At 64.9% G+C, this 17,492-nt stretch carries 15 protein-coding genes, 2 pseudogenes and 1 riboswitch; of the genes and pseudogenes, 8 read left to right on the top strand and 9 right to left on the bottom strand.

What is annotated here, in order from left to right:
• Positions 1–95 (bottom strand): annotated as a pseudogene (locus G3N93_RS17645) (LysE family translocator); the annotation flags it as partial.
• A 134-nt stretch (positions 96–229) separates the two neighbouring features.
• On the opposite strand from G3N93_RS17645, the gene G3N93_RS17650 reads away from it, so the two are divergent.
• On the top strand, positions 230–694 hold the full coding sequence (locus tag G3N93_RS17650; RefSeq protein WP_046549763.1) for an Lrp/AsnC family transcriptional regulator: 465 nt from the start codon (positions 230–232) through the stop codon (positions 692–694).
• A gap of 130 nt (positions 695–824) precedes the next feature.
• Here the strand turns inward: G3N93_RS17650 and G3N93_RS17655 are convergent, their stop codons facing one another.
• A complete protein-coding gene (locus tag G3N93_RS17655) occupies positions 825–1,736 on the bottom strand; it encodes a LysR family transcriptional regulator (protein WP_206133600.1) in 912 nt (303 codons plus the stop codon).
• Positions 1,737–1,874: 138 nt separating this feature from the next.
• Between G3N93_RS17655 and speB the strand changes: the two genes are divergently transcribed.
• The 3 genes from speB to G3N93_RS17670 all read left to right on the top strand — a co-directional run bounded on the left by speB (position 1,875) and on the right by G3N93_RS17670 (position 5,869).
• On the top strand, positions 1,875–2,831 hold the full coding sequence (speB, locus tag G3N93_RS17660; RefSeq protein WP_011353980.1) for an agmatinase: 957 nt from the start codon (positions 1,875–1,877) through the stop codon (positions 2,829–2,831).
• A gap of 54 nt (positions 2,832–2,885) precedes the next feature.
• Positions 2,886–4,211: an MFS transporter gene (locus G3N93_RS17665; RefSeq protein WP_206133601.1), complete on the top strand. Its 1,326-nt coding sequence runs from the start codon at positions 2,886–2,888 to the stop codon at positions 4,209–4,211.
• 149 nt (positions 4,212–4,360) lie between these two features.
• The gene (locus tag G3N93_RS17670; RefSeq protein WP_206133602.1) at positions 4,361–5,869 is read left to right on the top strand and encodes a cytosine permease; all 1,509 of its coding nucleotides are present in this window, start codon (positions 4,361–4,363) and stop codon (positions 5,867–5,869) included.
• 18 nt (positions 5,870–5,887) lie between these two features.
• Here the strand turns inward: G3N93_RS17670 and G3N93_RS17675 are convergent, their stop codons facing one another.
• The 4 genes and pseudogenes from G3N93_RS17675 to metE form a co-directional block, all read right to left on the bottom strand.
• The gene (locus G3N93_RS17675; RefSeq protein WP_374196476.1) at positions 5,888–6,193 is read right to left on the bottom strand and encodes an epoxyqueuosine reductase QueH; all 306 of its coding nucleotides are present in this window, start codon (positions 6,191–6,193) and stop codon (positions 5,888–5,890) included.
• Positions 6,194–6,230: 37 nt separating this feature from the next.
• On the bottom strand, positions 6,231–6,533 hold the full coding sequence (locus tag G3N93_RS17680) for a hypothetical protein (protein ID WP_206133603.1): 303 nt from the start codon (positions 6,531–6,533) through the stop codon (positions 6,231–6,233).
• Between the two features lie 63 nt (positions 6,534–6,596).
• Positions 6,597–6,851 (bottom strand): annotated as a pseudogene (gene glyA, locus G3N93_RS17685) (serine hydroxymethyltransferase); the annotation flags it as partial.
• 129 nt (positions 6,852–6,980) lie between these two features.
• The gene (gene metE / locus G3N93_RS17690; protein WP_206133604.1) at positions 6,981–9,275 is read right to left on the bottom strand and encodes a 5-methyltetrahydropteroyltriglutamate--homocysteine S-methyltransferase; all 2,295 of its coding nucleotides are present in this window, start codon (positions 9,273–9,275) and stop codon (positions 6,981–6,983) included.
• A 128-nt stretch (positions 9,276–9,403) separates the two neighbouring features.
• Here metE and G3N93_RS17695 point away from each other — a divergent pair, with 128 nt between their 5' ends.
• A complete protein-coding gene (locus tag G3N93_RS17695; RefSeq protein ID WP_041493167.1) occupies positions 9,404–10,312 on the top strand; it encodes a LysR family transcriptional regulator in 909 nt (302 codons plus the stop codon).
• A gap of 22 nt (positions 10,313–10,334) precedes the next feature.
• Here the strand turns inward: G3N93_RS17695 and G3N93_RS17700 are convergent, their stop codons facing one another.
• Together G3N93_RS17700 and G3N93_RS17705 are read right to left on the bottom strand one after the other, a co-directional pair.
• The gene (locus G3N93_RS17700) at positions 10,335–11,057 is read right to left on the bottom strand and encodes a CbtA family protein (RefSeq protein WP_174942322.1); all 723 of its coding nucleotides are present in this window, start codon (positions 11,055–11,057) and stop codon (positions 10,335–10,337) included.
• A 13-nt stretch (positions 11,058–11,070) separates the two neighbouring features.
• Complete coding sequence (locus tag G3N93_RS17705) at positions 11,071–11,280, bottom strand: CbtB-domain containing protein (RefSeq protein WP_011353973.1); 210 nt, start codon at positions 11,278–11,280, stop codon at positions 11,071–11,073.
• Between the two features lie 32 nt (positions 11,281–11,312).
• A riboswitch (cobalamin riboswitch) is annotated at positions 11,313–11,455 on the bottom strand.
• A gap of 45 nt (positions 11,456–11,500) precedes the next feature.
• Between G3N93_RS17705 and G3N93_RS17710 the strand changes: the two genes are divergently transcribed.
• From G3N93_RS17710 to G3N93_RS17720, 3 genes are all read left to right on the top strand, one after another.
• Positions 11,501–12,088, top strand: a complete 588-nt coding sequence (locus G3N93_RS17710; RefSeq protein ID WP_206133605.1) for a histidine phosphatase family protein — start codon at positions 11,501–11,503, stop codon at positions 12,086–12,088.
• A gap of 185 nt (positions 12,089–12,273) precedes the next feature.
• Positions 12,274–13,866, top strand: a complete 1,593-nt coding sequence (locus tag G3N93_RS17715) for an inorganic phosphate transporter (RefSeq protein ID WP_206133606.1) — start codon at positions 12,274–12,276, stop codon at positions 13,864–13,866.
• Between the two features lie 422 nt (positions 13,867–14,288).
• A complete protein-coding gene (locus tag G3N93_RS17720) occupies positions 14,289–15,032 on the top strand; it encodes a 2OG-Fe(II) oxygenase (RefSeq protein ID WP_174990030.1) in 744 nt (247 codons plus the stop codon).
• Positions 15,033–15,307: 275 nt separating this feature from the next.
• Here the strand turns inward: G3N93_RS17720 and G3N93_RS17725 are convergent, their stop codons facing one another.
• The gene (locus G3N93_RS17725) at positions 15,308–16,732 is read right to left on the bottom strand and encodes an MFS transporter (RefSeq protein ID WP_174942320.1); all 1,425 of its coding nucleotides are present in this window, start codon (positions 16,730–16,732) and stop codon (positions 15,308–15,310) included.
• Positions 16,733–17,492 lie beyond the last annotated feature (760 nt).

The following is a 17,492-nucleotide window of genomic DNA, read 5'->3' on the forward strand; positions in this document are numbered from 1 at the left end:
TTGGTCTGCAGCACCAGCGCCATGTCCGGCCCCGGCACCGCGTAGATGGCCGCCAGCGCGGCGAGATAAATCAACAGCAAATGCGTGGAAATCATGGTCTGCCCCTGTCCTCTTACGACGATATGTTGCCGCCAGGGGACGAGGGATTATTGGCCATATTTGGCTCATGATTGGCGATCATTGGGGGAATCCGCCACAATCATGAAATCCAGAAAAGGATTCCGCCAACATGACCGAACTCGACAAAACCGACCGCGCCATCCTTGCCGCGGTGCAGCGCGACGGCCGCCTGCCGATCGCGCGTCTCGCCGATTCCGTGGGCCTCTCAGAGACCCCGTGCGCGCGGCGCCTGAAGCGCCTTGAAAACGACGGCTACATCGAGCGCTATCGCGCGCAGCTGTCGCGCCAGGCGCTCGGGTTCGGTGTCGTCGCATTCGTGCTCGTGCGGTTCGCGACGCACGACCGCAAGACCGCCGACCGCTTCGAGCGGGAAGTGCTCGGGATCGAGCGGATCCTGGCGTGCCACAACGTGGCGGGCACCGCCGACTATCTGCTGCAGGTCGTGGCGCGCGATCTCGACGACTACGGCACGTTCCTGCGCGAATCGCTGCGGATGCTGCCGGGCGTGACGTCGATCGAATCCGCGCTGTCGCTGCGCGAGGTCAAGCATGACGCGGGGTTGCCGGTGCCGTGATGCCGGCGGGCGGACGGCACGCACAAGCCGAACCCGCCCCCCGATCCGTCACTTCGACGCCGATCGATGTGGACATCGCCGGGCAGGCCGTGCCGCCGCAACACTCGTTCACATAATTGAGCCCGGCGGCCTAAGCGATGTCGGGCGGCTGGTGCGCGCGTTCGAGATCTTCGAGAAACGCTTCCACGAGCGGATTGCCGCGCCCGTTGCGCGCGACGACCATGTGGAACGTCACGTCGTAGCGCAGTTGCTCCGGATTGAGCGGCGTGAGCAGCCCCTGCGCGACGTACGGCGCCGCGAAGTGCTGCGGCAGATAGCCGAGGTGGTGGCCGGACAGGATCAGCAGCGCGACGGCCTCCATGTTGTCGGCGGTCGCCGTCACACGGTCGGGCGTCGTCGACATCTGCGCCTCGGGCAGCGGATACGAGCGCCACGCCCATTCGAAGCCCGCGACGTCGGCCGGCGTCAGCGCGCCGGCGCCGTCGAACAGCGGATGACCACGGCCGCAGTACGCGACCTGGCGCTCGATGAACAGCGGCGTGTAGTGCAGCGTCGGCACCCGGTGCCAGAAGTAGCCGACCGCGATCTGGATCTCGTCGCTCAGCAGCTTCTCTTCGAGATCGCCCGGCGCGCGCACGGAGATCGAGAAACGCACGGCCTCGTCGCGGGTGCGGAACGCGGCGATCGCCTCGGCGATCCGCGCGTTCTGGCTCACCGGCGTATGGCCGATCAGGCCGATGTGCAGCGTGCCGACCAGTTGGCGGTCCATGTGCCGCGCGGCCATCCCGAATTCGTCGAGCGCCGCGAGCAGCTTGCGGCTCATCGCCTGAAAGCGCTCGCCCTTCGGCGTGAGCCGGAAACCGCTGCGGCCGCGCTCGCAGAGCCGGTAGCCGAGCCGCGTCTCGAGCGACGAAAGCTGCGCGCTGATCGTCGACTGCCCGACGTTCAGCACGGCCTGCGCGGCCGATACGCCGCCCGCGTCCGTGACCGCGAGAAACACGCGGATCAACCGCAGATCGAGGGTCGACAGATTCCCCAGCACGCTTATCCCCTTCCATACATCGATGAAAATCGATGTTTACGTCGATATCTTCGCATTCTTCTTTCCCGACGGAGCGCGTAAAACTGTGCGCCAAGCCGCGTCGCATGATACGGCAACCCCACATCGGAAGAGACAGCCATGAACGACCACACCCATTTCCAGCCGCTCGGCGGCAATGAAATGCCGCGCTGCGGCGGCATCGCGACGATGATGCGCCTGCCGCACGTGGCGAGCGCCGAAGGCCTCGACGCCTGTTTCGTCGGCGTGCCGTTCGATCTCGGCACCTCCAACCGCACCGGCGCGCGCTTCGGCCCGCGCCAGATCCGCACCGAATCCGTGCTGCTGCGCCCGTACAACATGGCGACGCGCGCCGCCCCGTTCGATTCGCTGCAGATCGCCGACATCGGCGACGTCGCGATCAATCCGTACAACCTGCACGATTCCATCGCACGCATCGAAGCCGCATACGACGCGATCCTCGAGCACGACTGCAAGCCGATCACACTCGGCGGCGACCACACGATCGCGCTGCCGATCCTGCGCGCGATCCACCGCAAGCACGGCAAGGTTGCATTGATCCACGTCGATGCACACGCCGACGTGAACGACACGATGATGGGCGAAAAGATCGCGCACGGCACGCCGTTCCGCCGCGCGGTCGAGGAAGGCCTGCTGCACGGCGACAAGGTCACGCAGATCGGCCTGCGCGGCACCGGCTACGCGGCCGAGGATTTCGACTGGTGCCGCGAGCAGGGCTTCCGCGTCGTCCAGGCGGAAGAATGCTGGAACAAGTCGCTCGCGCCGCTGATGGAAGAAGTGCGCGCGCGCGTCGGCGACACGCCCGTCTACATCAGCTTCGACATCGACGGCATCGATCCGGCCTACGCGCCGGGCACGGGCACGCCGGAAATCGCGGGCCTCACGGTGCCGCAGGCGCTCGAGATCATCCGCGGTGCGAAGGGGCTGAACATCGTCGGCTGCGATCTCGTCGAAGTCGCGCCGCCGTACGACCCGTTCGGCACCACGGCGCTGCTCGGCGCAAACCTCGCGTACGAGCTGCTGTGCGTGCTGCCGGGCGTCGCCTACCGCGACTGATCCCCGCGCCGCCACCTATTCCAAATCAGAGAATTCAGAGGAGCACACATAAAGATGGGGACTTCCGTCAAGCAACCCAAGCGGGCGGCGCTCGCGTCGTTCGTCGGCACCACGATCGAGTGGTACGACTTCTATAGCTACGCGACCGCCGCCGCCATCGTGTTCGGGCCGTTGTTCTTTCCCGGCGAAAACCGCTTCATCAGCCTGCTCGCCTCGTTCGGCTCGTTCGCGGTCGGCTTCTTCGCGCGGCCGCTCGGCGGTGTGATGTTCGGCTACCTCGGCGACCGCTTCGGCCGCAAGCGTTCGCTGCTCGCGACGCTGATGCTGATGGCCGTGTCGACGGTCGCGATCGGCCTGCTGCCGACCCATGCGCAAGCCGGCGTGATCGCACCGATCCTGCTCGTGCTGATGCGCGTGCTGCAAGGCATCGCGGTCGGCGGCGAATGGGGCGGCGCGGTGCTGCTCGCTGGCGAGCATGCGCCGGAAGGCAAGCGCACGTTCTTCGCGTCGTTCGCGCAGCTCGGCAGCGCAAGCGGCCTGATCCTGTCGATGCTCGCGTTCGGCGCGATCAGCACGCTGTCGAAGGAAGACATGATGAGCTGGGGCTGGCGCGTGCCGTTCCTCGCGAGTTCCGTACTGCTGATCGTCGGCTTCGTGATCCGCGCGAGCGTGTCCGAGTCGCCCGAGTTCGAGGAAGTCAAGAAGAGCGGCAACATCGCGCAAAAGCCGCTGCGCGAAGCGCTCAAGTACTGGCCGCTGCTGCTGCTCGCGATCGGTGCGAACGTGTACGGCATCGCCGGCGTGTATTTCAGCAACATCTTCATGATCAGCTATGCGACGCAGTTCCTGTCGCTCGACCGGTCGATGGTGCTGCATTGCATGACGATCGTCGCCGTGCTGCAGTTCGTCGTGCAACTCGCGGCCGCGTTCCTCGCGCAGCGCTTCGGCACCACGCGCGTGCTGCTGATCACCGGCGCATGGGCCGCGATCGTCCCGTTCGTCATGCTGCCGCTCGTGCACATGGGCACGCCGCTGTCGATCACGGTCGGCGTCGGCCTCGCGACGCTCGCGGAGTCGGCCTCCTACTCGGTGGTCGCGGGCTTCGTCAGCGGCATCTTCGTCGCACGCATCCGCTACGCGGCGATCTCGATCGCGTACCAGGTGTGCGGTGCACTCGCCGGCGGCCTCACGCCGCTCGTCGCGACCATCATCGCGCAGAACACCGCGCCGCAATGGTGGCCGCTCGCGCTCCAGTACACGAGCGCCGCGATCGTGTCGTCGCTGTGTGTGTGGCTGATCTCGCGGCGTGTGAGCATCGACGATGCGGGTGCGGCGAACCGGAAGGAAACGCCGCTGCCGCGCGGCGCGCGCACCGCGTAACGTCCCGCGACGGGCAGGCAACCTCGCCTGCCCGTTTTTCATTAGGCAGCCCGGCGGTGCGCCGCACCGCCTGCCTCGACGGCGTCGCGGCAGGCAGGCGCACGCGGTCGCCTTGCCGAATCGCGTGCGACCCAGGAGACACGACCGCCATGAATCGCCCCGACACGCTCGATCTCGGCCGCACCGAATCGGCCGGCCTGGCGATCGAGCACCACTCGATCGACTACATTCCGGAACACGAACGCCACGCCAAGCTCGCGAGCCAGGGGCCGTTCTGGTTCCTCGGCAACTTCCATTTCTTCACGATCTCGATCGGCTTCGTCGGGCCCGGCATGGGCCTGTCCGCCGGCTGGACGACGTTCGCGGGCGCGCTCGGGATCATGTTCGGCACGATCTTCATGGCGTTTCACGGCTCGCAGGGCCCCGAGATGGGGCTACCGCAGATGATCCAGTCTCGTGCGCAGTTCGGCTATCGCGGCGTGATCGTCGCGCTGCTCGCGACGCTGTTCGTGTTCGTCGGCTTCAACGTCGTCAACGTGTCGCTGATGGTCGACGGCGTGCACAACGTGTTCGGGATCGACGGCGGTTTCGTCGCGATCGCGGCCGTCGCGACCGGCGCGCTGCTCGCGATCTACGGGCACGACCTGATGCACCGGACCTTCACGTGGGCACTGATCGCGACGCTGCCGCTCTATGCGCTCGTCACGCTCGCGCTCGCGTTCGGTCACGCGGCGCCTGCATCGGGCGTCGCGGCCGCCGCACCCGCCGTCGCACCGGGCTTCAACTGGATCGGGTTCGCCACGCAGTTCGCGATCGCCGCCAGCTACAACATTTCGTATGCACCCTACGTGTCCGACTATTCGCGCTATCTGCCGAAACACACCAGCCGCGCGAAGCTGATCGCGGTGATCTTCGCCGGTGCCTCGCTGTCGGGCACCTGGATGATCGGGCTCGGCGCGTGGCTCGCGCAGAAGCTGCACGCGGCGGATGCGCTGGTCGCGATGAACGACGTCGGCACGTCGCTTGTGCCGGGCCTCGGCAAGCTGATCGCGATCGTGTCGCTCGTCGGCTTCCTGCCGATCATCGCGCTCAACGCATACAGCGCGATGCTGACCGTGCTGACCGGTATCGACTCGATCGTGCAGATCCGGCCGACGCGCCGCGCGCGCGTCGCATCGATCGTCGCGATCAGCACGTTCGTGCTCACGTGCGTGTTCGCGATCCGCGGCAACGGCATCGCGCTGCTGCAAACGTTCCTGACGCTGATGCTCTACTTCCTCGTGCCGTGGACCGCGGTCAACCTCGTCGACTATTTCTTCGTGCGACGCGGCCACTATGCGATCGCGCATTTCTTCACGCCGGGCGGCCTGTACGGCGCCTGGCAGCCGCGCGGCATCGTCGCGTACCTGGTCGGCTTCGCGGCGATGGTGCCGTTCTTCTCGATTGTCGATGCCGAGGCGAACCGCGAGATCTTCGTCGGCCCGTTCGCACGCCTGCTCGGTGGCGTGGATATCGCCTGGCTCATCGGCCTGGTCGTCGCGGGGGCCGTGTACTGGCTACTGTCCCGCTCGCTCGATCTGGACCATGAGCGCCAGGTGATCGCGGCAACGCCGGCCCCTGACGCACTGCCCGGCACGCCCGGACACCAGGACATGTGACGTAGCAAGCGGCAATCGTCAGCTTTCTTGATTGCCGCCTTCCGGCGCGCCCTTCGTACCATACACCGTGCCGATCCCGATCGGTTCACGACCGTTCGCCTTGCGCTGCAGGTTAGTATCGCGCAGCGAATACGCACATCCGAAGTACTCCTGCTGATAAAGCGTGTCGCGCTTGCTGATCTCGATCATGCGTGCCGAGCCGCCGCCCTTGTGCCGGTTGTATTCCCGGGACATCAACCCCGGATAGCACGCGGTGCGCTCGAAACGCATGTCGAAGCACATCGTGCAGCGCACGCCGCGCTCGGGCTCGTTTTCGTGCGCCATCCCGCGCGCATGCGCGAACCCGTCGTCGCGATCGTCATCATGTCGATTCCTTGAAGACGACTTTCCGGACCACATTGCGCACCACGGCGTCGGCGATCTCCGCACGTTCCTTCGCCGCGCCAAGCTCCATGGAATAAAAATCCAGGTCGAGCAACGCAGCTTGCGCTTCATCGCATTCAACCCACGCGCGGGCAATGGTACGCAACGCGTCCCGATCGGTCCGCCGCAGCCAGTCCACCACCGCACGGCCGACCTCTTGGTACATCGCCCCACAATCGTCGCTGTCGTCGTCGAGCGACTTCAGCAGCCGTTCGATCGCGTCGTTTTCCACATTTCTCACCCTGTCCTCCTCAGCGTGCTGTCACGAATGCACCGGGAAACGTTTGGTCAGCTCGGCGACCTGCGCACGCACACGCTCGATCGCCAGTTGCTCGCCGACTTCGACGTACTCGCAGCCGCCATCGTAGCGCTTGCCCGGATAACCTTCCGCGTACTTGTTCGTGAGTTACGAGCCCTGTGCGGTCATCACGGCCGGGCTCGTGTAATTTTCCGACGCGATCAGCTCGATGTGATCTTCCTGGCGACGGTTTTCCTTCCGGATGGCGGCGAACAGTTCCGGGGCGATCTGGTCGAGCGGGTAGCGGTTACGTTCGAACATGGCAGGAATGAGCCCCCCAAAAAAACAGTGGAAGCGCCCCGTCCCGGCGCCTGCCCCAGACGATCTCGATCGGTGCGATCCCCGCCGCCGGATCATCGATCCGGGCAGCAAGCACACAGCGCTCGCGCGTCATTGCACCTGGTTGCGCAGCGTCTTCGCTGCGGCGACCATGTTCGTCAGCGCCGGAATCACTTCCGCCCACTGGCGCGTCTTCAGGCCGCAGTCCGGGTTCACCCACAGGCGTTCCGCCGGAATCCGCTCAGCCGCCTTCTTCATCAGGCCGACGATGTGCTCCTGCGTCGGGATGTTCGGCGAGTGAATGTCGTACACGCCCGGCCCGATTTCGTTCGGATACTTGAAGTTGTCGAATGCGTCGAGCAGCTCCATGTCCGAGCGCGACGTCTCGATCGTGATCACGTCCGCATCCATGTCGGCGATCGACGCGATGATGTCGTTGAACTCCGAATAGCACATGTGCGTATGGATCTGCGTATCGTCCTGCACGCCGTTCGCGGTGATGCGGAACGATTCGACCGCCCACTTCAGGTACTCGCCCCATTGCGCGCGGCGCAGCGGCAGCCCTTCGCGCAGCGCGGCCTCGTCGATCTGGATCACGCGCACGCCGGCCTTCTCGAGGTCGAGCACTTCCTCGCGGATCGCCAGCGCGAGCTGGTAGCACGACACCGAGCGCGGCTGGTCGTCACGCACGAACGACCAGTTCAGGATCGTCACGGGGCCGGTCAGCATGCCCTTCATCGGCTTGTTCGTCAGCGACTGCGCATACGTGATCCACTCGACCGTCATCGCCTTCGTGCGGCTGATGTCGCCGAACAGGATCGGCGGCTTCACGCAGCGCGAACCGTACGACTGCACCCAGCCGAACTGGCTGAACGCGTAGCCGTCGAGTTGCTCGCCGAAGTATTCGACCATGTCGTTGCGCTCGGCTTCACCGTGCACGAGCACGTCGAGTTCGAGCGACTCCTGTTCGCGGACGCTGCGTTCGATCTCGGCCTGCATCGCCTTGCGGTAGCCTGCCTCATCCAGCGTGCCGGCCTTGAACTGGCTGCGGGCCTGGCGGATTTCGCCGGTCTGCGGGAACGAGCCGATCGTCGTCGTCGGGAACGCCGGCAAATTCAGGCGTGCCGACTGCTTCGGCGCGCGCTGCGTATAGGGGCTCACGCGGTTGCCGAGCTGCGCGTCGATCCGGGCGATTGCAGCCTTCACCGCCGGGTTGTTCACGCGCGGCGAGTGGCGACGCGAATGGATCGCGGCGGCGTTCGCGGCCAGCGCATCGGCCACCTTGTCGCGACCCTGGTTCAGTGCGGTCGCGAGCACCTTCAGCTCGTCGAGTTTCTGCAGCGCGAACGCGAGCCACGAGCGGATTTCCGCGTCGAGCTTCTCTTCGCTCGCGAGATCGACCGGTACGTGCAGCAGCGAGCACGAAGGTGCGAGCCACAGGCGATCGCCCAGTTGCTTCGCGAGCGGCTCGAGCCAGTCGAGCGTGGCGTTCAAATCCGTCTTCCAGATGTTGCGGCCGTTGATCGCGCCCACCGACAGCACGTGCCCGGCCGGCAGTTCACGCGCCAGCGTGTCGACCTCGTCGCGTGCATTGATCGCGTCGACATGCAGGCCGTCGACCGGCAGCGAGCGCGCGAGCGCCAGGTTGCCCTGCAACTGGCCGAAGTACGTCGCGAGCAGCACCTTGATCCGGCGCGTTTCGAGCGCAGCGTACGCGGTCTTGAAGGCTTGCTGCCATTCGGCGTCGAGTTCGGTGACGAGAATCGGTTCGTCGATCTGCACCCATTCGACGCCCTGCGCGGTCAGCGTATCGAGCAGCGCACCGTACACCGGCAGCAGCTTCGGCAGCAGCGCGAGGCGGTCGGAATCGTCCTTCGCCTTGCCCAGCCACAGGTACGTGACGGGACCGAGGATCACCGGCTTCGCGGCCACGCTCTGCGCCTGCGCTTCCGCCAGTTGCTGGAGCAGGCGCGACGGATCGAGCGAGAAGTTCGTGTCCGCGTGGAATTCCGGCACGATGTAGTGATAGTTCGTATCGAACCACTTCGTCATTTCACCGGCCGACACACCACCGCAGCACGCGGCATGCGCTTCCGCCGCCGGTGCCGAACGGCCGCGCGCGACGCGGAAATAGTTGTCGAGCACGTCGCCGTGGAAGCCCTGCACGCGCTTCGGCAGGTTGCCGAGCGTGAAGCTCATGTCGAGCACCTGATCGTAGAACGCGAAATCGCCGATCGGGGCCAGGTCCAGGTCGCGCTGGTCGTTCCAGTGACGCCGGCGTAGCTCGGCGCCAAGCGCCTTCAGCTCGTCGCGCGACGATTCATCCTTCCAGTAGCGTTCGAGACCGAACTTGAGTTCGCGCTTGGCGCCGATGCGCGGAAAACCGAGGTTGTGTGTCGTGACCATGAGCTTCCGTCCAGAAGAGAAATTGAATGTCCGGCAATCATCATAGGGATTTCAAATCATGAAATAAAATGGCATTATTTCATTCATCCATTAAAGTTATTCATGCATCTATTGCGCGAGCGAAACCCATGCTGGAACGATTCCATCTCGTCGTCATTCGTGAGGTCGAGCGTCAGGGCTCGCTGACCGCGGCCGCCAATACGCTGCACCTCACGCAATCGGCGCTCAGCCATACCGTCCGGAAAATCGAGCAGCAGCTCGGCACGCCGATCTGGGATCGCGAGGGTCGCGGCCTGAGGCTCACGCAGGGCGGGCAGTATCTGCTGAAGCTGGCGAACCGGCTGCTGCCGCAGTTCGAGCTCGCCGAGGAGCGGATGAAGCAGTACGCGAAGGGCGAGCGCGGCACGCTGCGCATCGGGATGGAGTGCCACCCGTGCTACCAGTGGCTGCTGAAGGTCGTGTCGCCCTACCTGTCGCGCTGGCCCGACGTCGACGTGGACGTGAAGCAGCGCTTCCAGTTCGGCGGCATCGGCGCGCTGTTCGGCTATGACATCGACGTGCTCGTGACGCCCGATCCGCTGAACAAGCCGGGCCTGCGCTTCGACCCTGTGTTCGACTACGAGCAGGTGCTGGTGGTCGCCGATTCACACCGGTTCGCGAACGCCGACTACGTGACGCCCGAGCAGCTGACCGACGAGATCCTGATCACCTACCCGGTCGAAACCGACCGGCTCGACATCTACAACCAGTTCCTGACGCCGGCCGGCATCGTGCCGAAGCGACACAAGTCGATCGAGACGACCGACATCATGCTGCAAATGGTGGCGAGCGGGCGCGGCGTGGCCGCGCTGCCGAGATGGCTTGCCGACGAATACGCAGACCGGATGCCGGTCGTGCCGGTCAAGCTGGGCAAGAAGGGAATTGCGAAGCAGATCTTCCTCGGCATCCGCGAAGCGGATGCGTCGATCGACTATCTGGCCGCGTTCGTCGCGCTGGCGCGCGAATCAACGTGGAGCGCGCCGCGCATGCTGCGCTAGGCGCGCCCCGTTGCAATACGCGTCAGGCGGCGCGCATGCCGACGCGTTCGGTGCGCTCGACCCATGCGCCGAACAGCAGGCCGATCGTCGTCCACATGATCACCTGCATGCCGATCGCCGCGACGCGGAACTTCCACAGCACGGCGGCCGGGAACGCAGCCGGCACTTCGTTGATCGACGGCAGCCCGAGCTGCACGGCCGCGATGATCACGATGAACACCAGCCCCGCGACGATCGACGCGTTCCATTGGCCAAGCTTCGCCAGCAGGTGACGGCGCACGTTGACCGAGAACACCATCGTCGCGATCGAAATCGCAATCATCAGGAAGAACAGGCCCGTGCGATAGCCGATCGTGTCCGGATCGCCGACCGACGGCGGATTGGCCGGGTACTTGATGTTCGGCACGATCACGAGCGCGACGAACGCCGCCAGCGCGAGCCACGCGGCCAGCGGCCGTGCCGGGAGGCGGCTGCCTCGGCCATACGCATACGCAAAGACCAGCGAGAACAGCCCGCCGAATGCCGCGCCGTAAGTCACGACGCCCGTCAGCAGACCGAGGCCGGCCTGCGTGTGGCGGCTGACCAGCTCGGGTTCCGGCGCGTCGCCCTTGGCGGCGTCGAGTTTTTCTTCAAAGGAGATTGCCTGATCGACTTGCGGTTCGCCGACGACTTTCGCGAAACCGAACGTGAGGAGGCCTGCGGCGATGCCTGCGAGCATCCCGCGCATGAGCAGCTTTCCGACCATCGTGAACTCCGCGTCAGTGGCAGGGGAAGCCGAGCAGATGGCGGCCGTCGTGGACGAACTCGTGGACGTACATGCCCGGCACGAGCGACGTCGCCCCCTGTTCCGCGCCGACGAAGTAAATCGCGAGCAACAGGATCAGGCCGACGAACACGGCCCACGGCAACAATTCACGGACGGGAATGGGCGCCGGCACGACCGCCGGCTTCAGCACTGCTTCGCTCATGGATGCACCTCAGGGGAATCGCGCCCCGACAAATGTTGGATGGGTACGAAGGCAGGTCTGGCTTCCGGGATCATGGATCACCGGTTACAGTGGCGCGACCGCGCCGGAATTGAACCGGCTTCCGCGTTTCGTATCGGGCGAATTGTACGCGCGAACGTTCGCGTATTGAAGCAGCGACAGGCGGACGAACTCGTCCGTCCGGGATCATCCGAAAAACGACATGAACATGCATGCCTCGCTGCGCCTGATCGCACATGCCTCGACCCGGGCGATGCGCACCGGCACGTTTCCGGACGACGATCCGCTCGACGCGCACGGGCTCGCCGAAGCCGCGGCACTGCGCGACCAGTGGGCAGGCGTGACCGGCGCGCTCGTGCTGTGCAGCCCGGCCCGCTGCGCGGTGCAGACCGTCGATGCTCTCGGGCTGCACGCCGACGTCGATGACGCACTGCGCGACATCGATTACCGAGACTGGCGCGGCAAGCGGCTGCACGACCTCGCGCGCGACATGCCTGACGAATTGAGCGTGTGGATCGGCGATCCGTCCGCGTCGCCGCACGGCGGCGAATCGTTCGGTGCAGCGATGCGCCGCGTCGGCACATGGTTGAACGCGCTGCAACACGGCCGCGACATCGTCGCCGTCACGCATGCGCCGATCGTTCGCGCGGCCATCGCGCACGCGCTGCGGATGGACCCCGACGCCGCAACCCGCATCGACATCGCACCGCTGTCGTGCACGACATTCGCTGCGTCGCCGCACGGATGGATGTTGATCGCCGACGACGATCGGCGCGACACTGCCACCTAGCCTCCTGCCGTGTTGCGTTCGCGATATCGACCACGACACAAGCCGACGTCTAGCGTCGTATCGCAATCGCATGGCGACGTTCACCTTACGTCGCTGTAAGACACTCCGTTCGTTGTCCCTGCTGTCATCAAACTGACTGCTAGCCGAAGCTAGGATCGGTCGCGGTTCCCTTACGAGATACCGTCATGAATCAACCTGCTTCGTCTACCCCGAACAATTCGGGTTCCGTCGAGCGCACCAGGCAGCTCGGCTATGCCGTCTTCCTGCTGGTGCTCGCAATCGGTGCGATCTATATCGCGACGCACCTGATCGACGATCTGTCGCCGATGCGCGAAGGATCGCTGTTCCCGTACCTGATGCTCGGCGCCGCGCTGCTGATCGCGCTCGGCTTCGAATTCGTCAACGGTTTCCACGACACCGCGAACGCGGTGGCCACCGTGATCTATACGCACTCGCTGACGCCGAACGTCGCCGTGATCTGGTCGGGCCTGTGGAACTTCCTCGGCGTGATGATCTCGAGCGGCGCTGTCGCGTTCGGCATCCTGCAACTGCTGCCGGTCGAGCTGATCCTGCAGGTCGGCAACGGTGCAGGCTTCTCGATGGTGTTCGCACTGCTGATCGCCGCGATCGTATGGAATCTCGCGACCTGGTACTTCGGGTTGCCGTCGTCGAGCTCGCATACGCTGATCGGGTCGATCATCGGCGTCGGGCTGATGAATCAGCTGATGCACGGGCCGTCCGGTACGAGCGGCGTCGACTGGGGCCAGGCGCTCGGCGTCGGCAAGTCGCTGCTGTTCTCGCCGATCGTCGGCTTCCTGTGCGCGGCGCTGCTGCTGCTCGTGCTGAAAACCCTCGTGAAGATTCCGGAGCTGTACAAGGAGCCGCCGAAGGATCAGCCGCCGCCGTTCTGGATTCGCTGCCTGCTGATCCTGACCTGCACGGGCGTGTCGTTCGCGCACGGCTCGAACGACGGACAGAAAGGGATGGGCCTCATCATGCTGATCCTGATCGGCACGGTGCCGGCCGCCTACGCGCTGAACAAGGCCGTCACGCCGGCCGAGACGCAGACCTTCGTCGCGGTCGCGAACCAGGCAGCCGCGACGTTCGGGAAGTACACGAACGGCGTCGCGCCGTCCGCGAACCCGCGCGCCGATGTCGAGCTTTACGTCCAGCATCGCGAACTGACGCCGGCCGTGATCCCCGCCGTGCAGCAGTTGTCCACGTCGCTCGCGACCGCGGTCGGTGCATCGGGCTCGATGGCGGCCGTGCCGCAACGTGACGTCGACAACGTGCGCAACACGATGTATCTGGTGTCCGAAGCAATCCGCCTGATCGAGAAGTCCGGTCAGCCCGCGTTCGCCGCCGACGACAAGCTCGCGATCGACAACTATCGCAAGCAGCTCGACCACGCGACCAAGTTCATTCCGACGTGGGTGAAGGTTGCGGTCGCAATCGCACTGGGCCTCGGCACGATGGTCGGCTGGAAGCGGATCGTCGTGACCGTCGGCGAGAAAATCGGCAAGCAGCATCTGACGTACGGACAGGGCGCGTCGGCCGAACTCGTCGCGATGCTCACGATCGGTGCGGCCGACGTGTACGGATTGCCCGTGTCGACGACGCACGTGCTGTCGTCGGGCGTCGCAGGCACGATGGCCGCGAACGGATCGGGCTTGCAATGGGGCACGGTGCGCAGCCTGGTGCTGGCGTGGGTGCTGACGCTGCCGGCGTCGATCGTGCTTGCCGGCGGGCTCTATTGGCTGTTCCGGACGGTGGCGTAAACGGTGATTCGGCGGGGGCCGGCAACAGCCGGCTGCCCGCTGCAGAAGATTCGACCCTCGCTTCCTCGCTTCCTCGCTTCCTCGCTTCCTCGCTTCTCCGCTTCTCCGCTTCTCCGCTTCTCCGCTTCTCCGCTTCTCCGCTTCTCCGCTTCTCCGCTTCTCCGCTTCTCCGCTTCTCCGCTTCTCCGCTTCTCCGCTTCTCCAATGCGACTCGACGAGGCATCCGGTGCGTCCGTGCCGTCGTGAGCGTTCACCCTCTTTCTCTCCCGAATTGAAGCGCAAGATCTGGAGCGCGCCGGCGCATGGACATCCGTAGACTGGGCGCATCAACATTTACCGTGGGCTCCACCGTGCGGACGACGCGGCCGAAGTAATCCGCACGACTGCATGGCGCCACATTGCTGACGAACCGAGGTACGCCCGTGAACATTGCCGACCTGCAACCTGCAGTCGAATCGCTGGAAATCGCGCAACGCGTCGACGCGATCGACTGGACGAATGTCGATGCCGATCTCGACCGCTACGGATGCGTGCGCGTGCCGGGCCTGATCTCGGAAAGTGAGTGCGCGGCGCTCGCATCCCTCTATCCGCGCGATGCGCTCTATCGCTCGCGCGTCGTGATGGCACGGCACGGGTTCGGTCGCGGCGAATACAAGTATTTCGCGTACCCGCTCCCTGCGATCATCGCCGGGCTGCGTGCGACGATCTACCCGCATCTCGCACCAATCGCGAATCGCTGGAACAAGGCACTCGGGATCGACGTCCGTTATCCGGCAGACCATGCGACCTTCCTCGATCGCTGCCACGCAGCGGGACAGACGCGACCGACGCCGCTGATCCTGCAATACGGCGCCGACGACTACAACTGTCTCCATCAGGACCTGTATGGCGAACACGTCTTTCCGCTTCAGGTCGCGATTCTGCTGTCGGCGCCGGGCCGCGATTTCACCGGCGGCGAATTCGTACTGACGGAACAGCGACCACGCATGCAGTCGCGCGCGGAAGTGGTGCCGCTGACGCAAGGCGACGCCGTCATCTTCGCCGTACATGGCAGGCCCGTGCAGGGAACGCGCGGCGTCTATCGCGTCAACCTGCGACACGGCGTCAGCCGGATTCGGAGCGGCCATCGCCACACGGTCGGCATCATCTTCCATGACGCACAGTGACGGCTATCGGAACGGGCACAACGCTGTCGCGCCATCCGCCATGCAGGCGGATTTTCGTGAGAAACACTGCGCATCTGACGTGCCGATCGCGCGCGATCGAGCAGGGTTCTTCGCGAACGGGGCTCAGTGCGCGACCAGCTCACCCGTCCAACCTGGCAGATGATCGCTTTCGATTCCCGTCAGACCGGCGCGGCGCGTCGGATCGACACCTCAAGTGAGCAACAGAAAGCAGAAGCACTCACCTGTCGCGGCACTAAATCGATGAAAAACCCGGCCTACCCGCGCGCCACATTCGCCCGCAGCCGGTCGCCCGCATCTGAGGCGAGCCGTGCATAGCCCGGCAACGTCAGCAACGCGAGCACCCCGGCTGCCACGAACGCCCAGCGAAAGTCGTCAAGCACGTAGTGCATGCCCGCTGCATCTCCCCGCACCAATGCCGCGAGTCGCAGCGACAACGCACCAAACGCGATGCCCATCCCGATCGTCATCTGCTGCGCGGCGCTCCACAACGTGCTGGCAGCACTTGTCTGCTGAGCCGGGATATCCGCATAGGCCAGCGTCGCGAGCGTCGTGAACTGCATCGAGCGCGTCAGTCCATAGACGAATACGACCAACAGCGTGATCGCCAGTGGCGTCGATGCAGTCAGCCAGCCACATGCGATCGTGAAAAGGCCGACTATCGTCACGTCGACGAGTGCGACGCGCCGGAAGCCGTAGCGGTCGAGAATCCAAGACGTTCCCGCCTTCATCCCGAGATTGCCGAGCGCGCTCGCGAGCAGCAGCAGGCCGGACTGGAACGGCGACAGCCCGAAACCGATCTGGAACAGCAGCGGCAGCAGGTACGGCACGGCATTGATGGCCATCCGTGTGATCGACCCGGTGATGACCGTCACCGAGAACGTCGGCACATTCAATGTCGTGAAGTCGAGCAACGGATGCGCGCACCGTCGCGCATGCCACCATGCGGCAATGCCGAACAGCACGCTCGCACCCACCAGGACGGCCGCGCGCGTAAAGTGGACGTCCTGCTGGCCGGCCGCTTCGGTGCCGATCAGCAGGCAGGTCAGCGCACCTCCAGCGAGCACGAAGCCGCCCCAGTCGAGCGGCCGTTGCTCGTCGGCCCGCGTGTTCCGGACGATCAACCAGGTGCAGACCAGCGCGGCGATGCCGAACGGGACGTTCAGCAGGAAGATCCATCGCCATGACGCATAAGTCGTGATGAAGCCGCCGATCGGCGGTCCGACGACAGGTGCGACGATGCCTGGCCACGTGATCGTCGCGATCGCACGCATCAGCTTCGCTTTCTCGGTGCTGCGCACGACGATCATGCGCCCGACCGGCACCATCATCGCCCCTCCGACGCCTTGCAGCAGGCGCGCAGCGGTGAACGTCACCACGCCCTCGGACAACCCGCACAGCACCGACGCACCGGTAAAGACGACGATCGCACTGGCGAACACCGTGCGCGAGCCATAGCGATCCGCGATCCAGCCGCTGATCGGGATGAACACCGCCAAGGCCAGCATGTAGGCCGTCATCCCGAGGCTCAGCGCGTTCGGCCCGACGCCGAACGAGCGCGCCATTTGTGGCAGCGCGGTCGCGATCACGGTCGTGTCGAGGTACTCCATGAAGAACGTTGCGGCGACGAGATACGGCAAGAAGTCGGTCGTCCGACCACCTTGGGCAGGGCTGTCAGTCATGAACGATGCGGGAGACGGAATACGGAGGACACCGACCACCCGCGGTTGCCTGGAAGCGCCGGGAGTCGGGACGAATGGCGATATTACCCCGAAGGGCTTGCCCCCCGCTCTGCCGGGCATGTCGCGCGAATGGACTTTATGCGCATAGATTTTTATGACGATTTGGCGCTGAGTGCGTTGCGTGCGCCGATGATCACGTTGGCACAACGTGTCGAAGGACCAGTGGATGGCTCGGAGGGCTCTCGCCCAGATACATCAATTTCCGACCATTTTCAGAAAACGTCGTTCATCGTCGTCCATCACGGAACTATCTATGGAAGGATCGACGTTAGATGAACACTCAGCGGTGTGCCGATTGATGTGGCGCAAAGGAGAGCGCGCCGGGAGATTTCGGTGGCGTAGAACCGTAGATCGCTCGAGAACAATGGGAGCCCGAGTCGACACATTCGACGCTTCGCCCCAGCCAGATTGATGTGGAACGCAGCGAAACGCATCTAAAGATTTGGGGGGATAGCGACGGCGACGCGCCGCAGGTCGCTCGAGGGCGGCAGGTCCCTAAATCGGTTCATTCGTCGCCCCAGCTCCAGCCAGGCCGCCCATTCCCGATCCCATGCGCATTTCTGCCGCGCCAATGCAAAAACCCCCGCCTTTCGGGCTGGGGTTTCTGGCTTAGGGAGCCTGACGATTACCTACTTTCACACGGGAATCCGCACTATCATCGGCGTAGAGTCGTTTCACGGTCCTGTTCGGGATGGGAAGG

The organism is Burkholderia sp. Se-20378, assembly GCF_017104665.1.
Classification (GTDB): Bacteria; Pseudomonadota; Gammaproteobacteria; order Burkholderiales; family Burkholderiaceae; genus Burkholderia; species Burkholderia lata.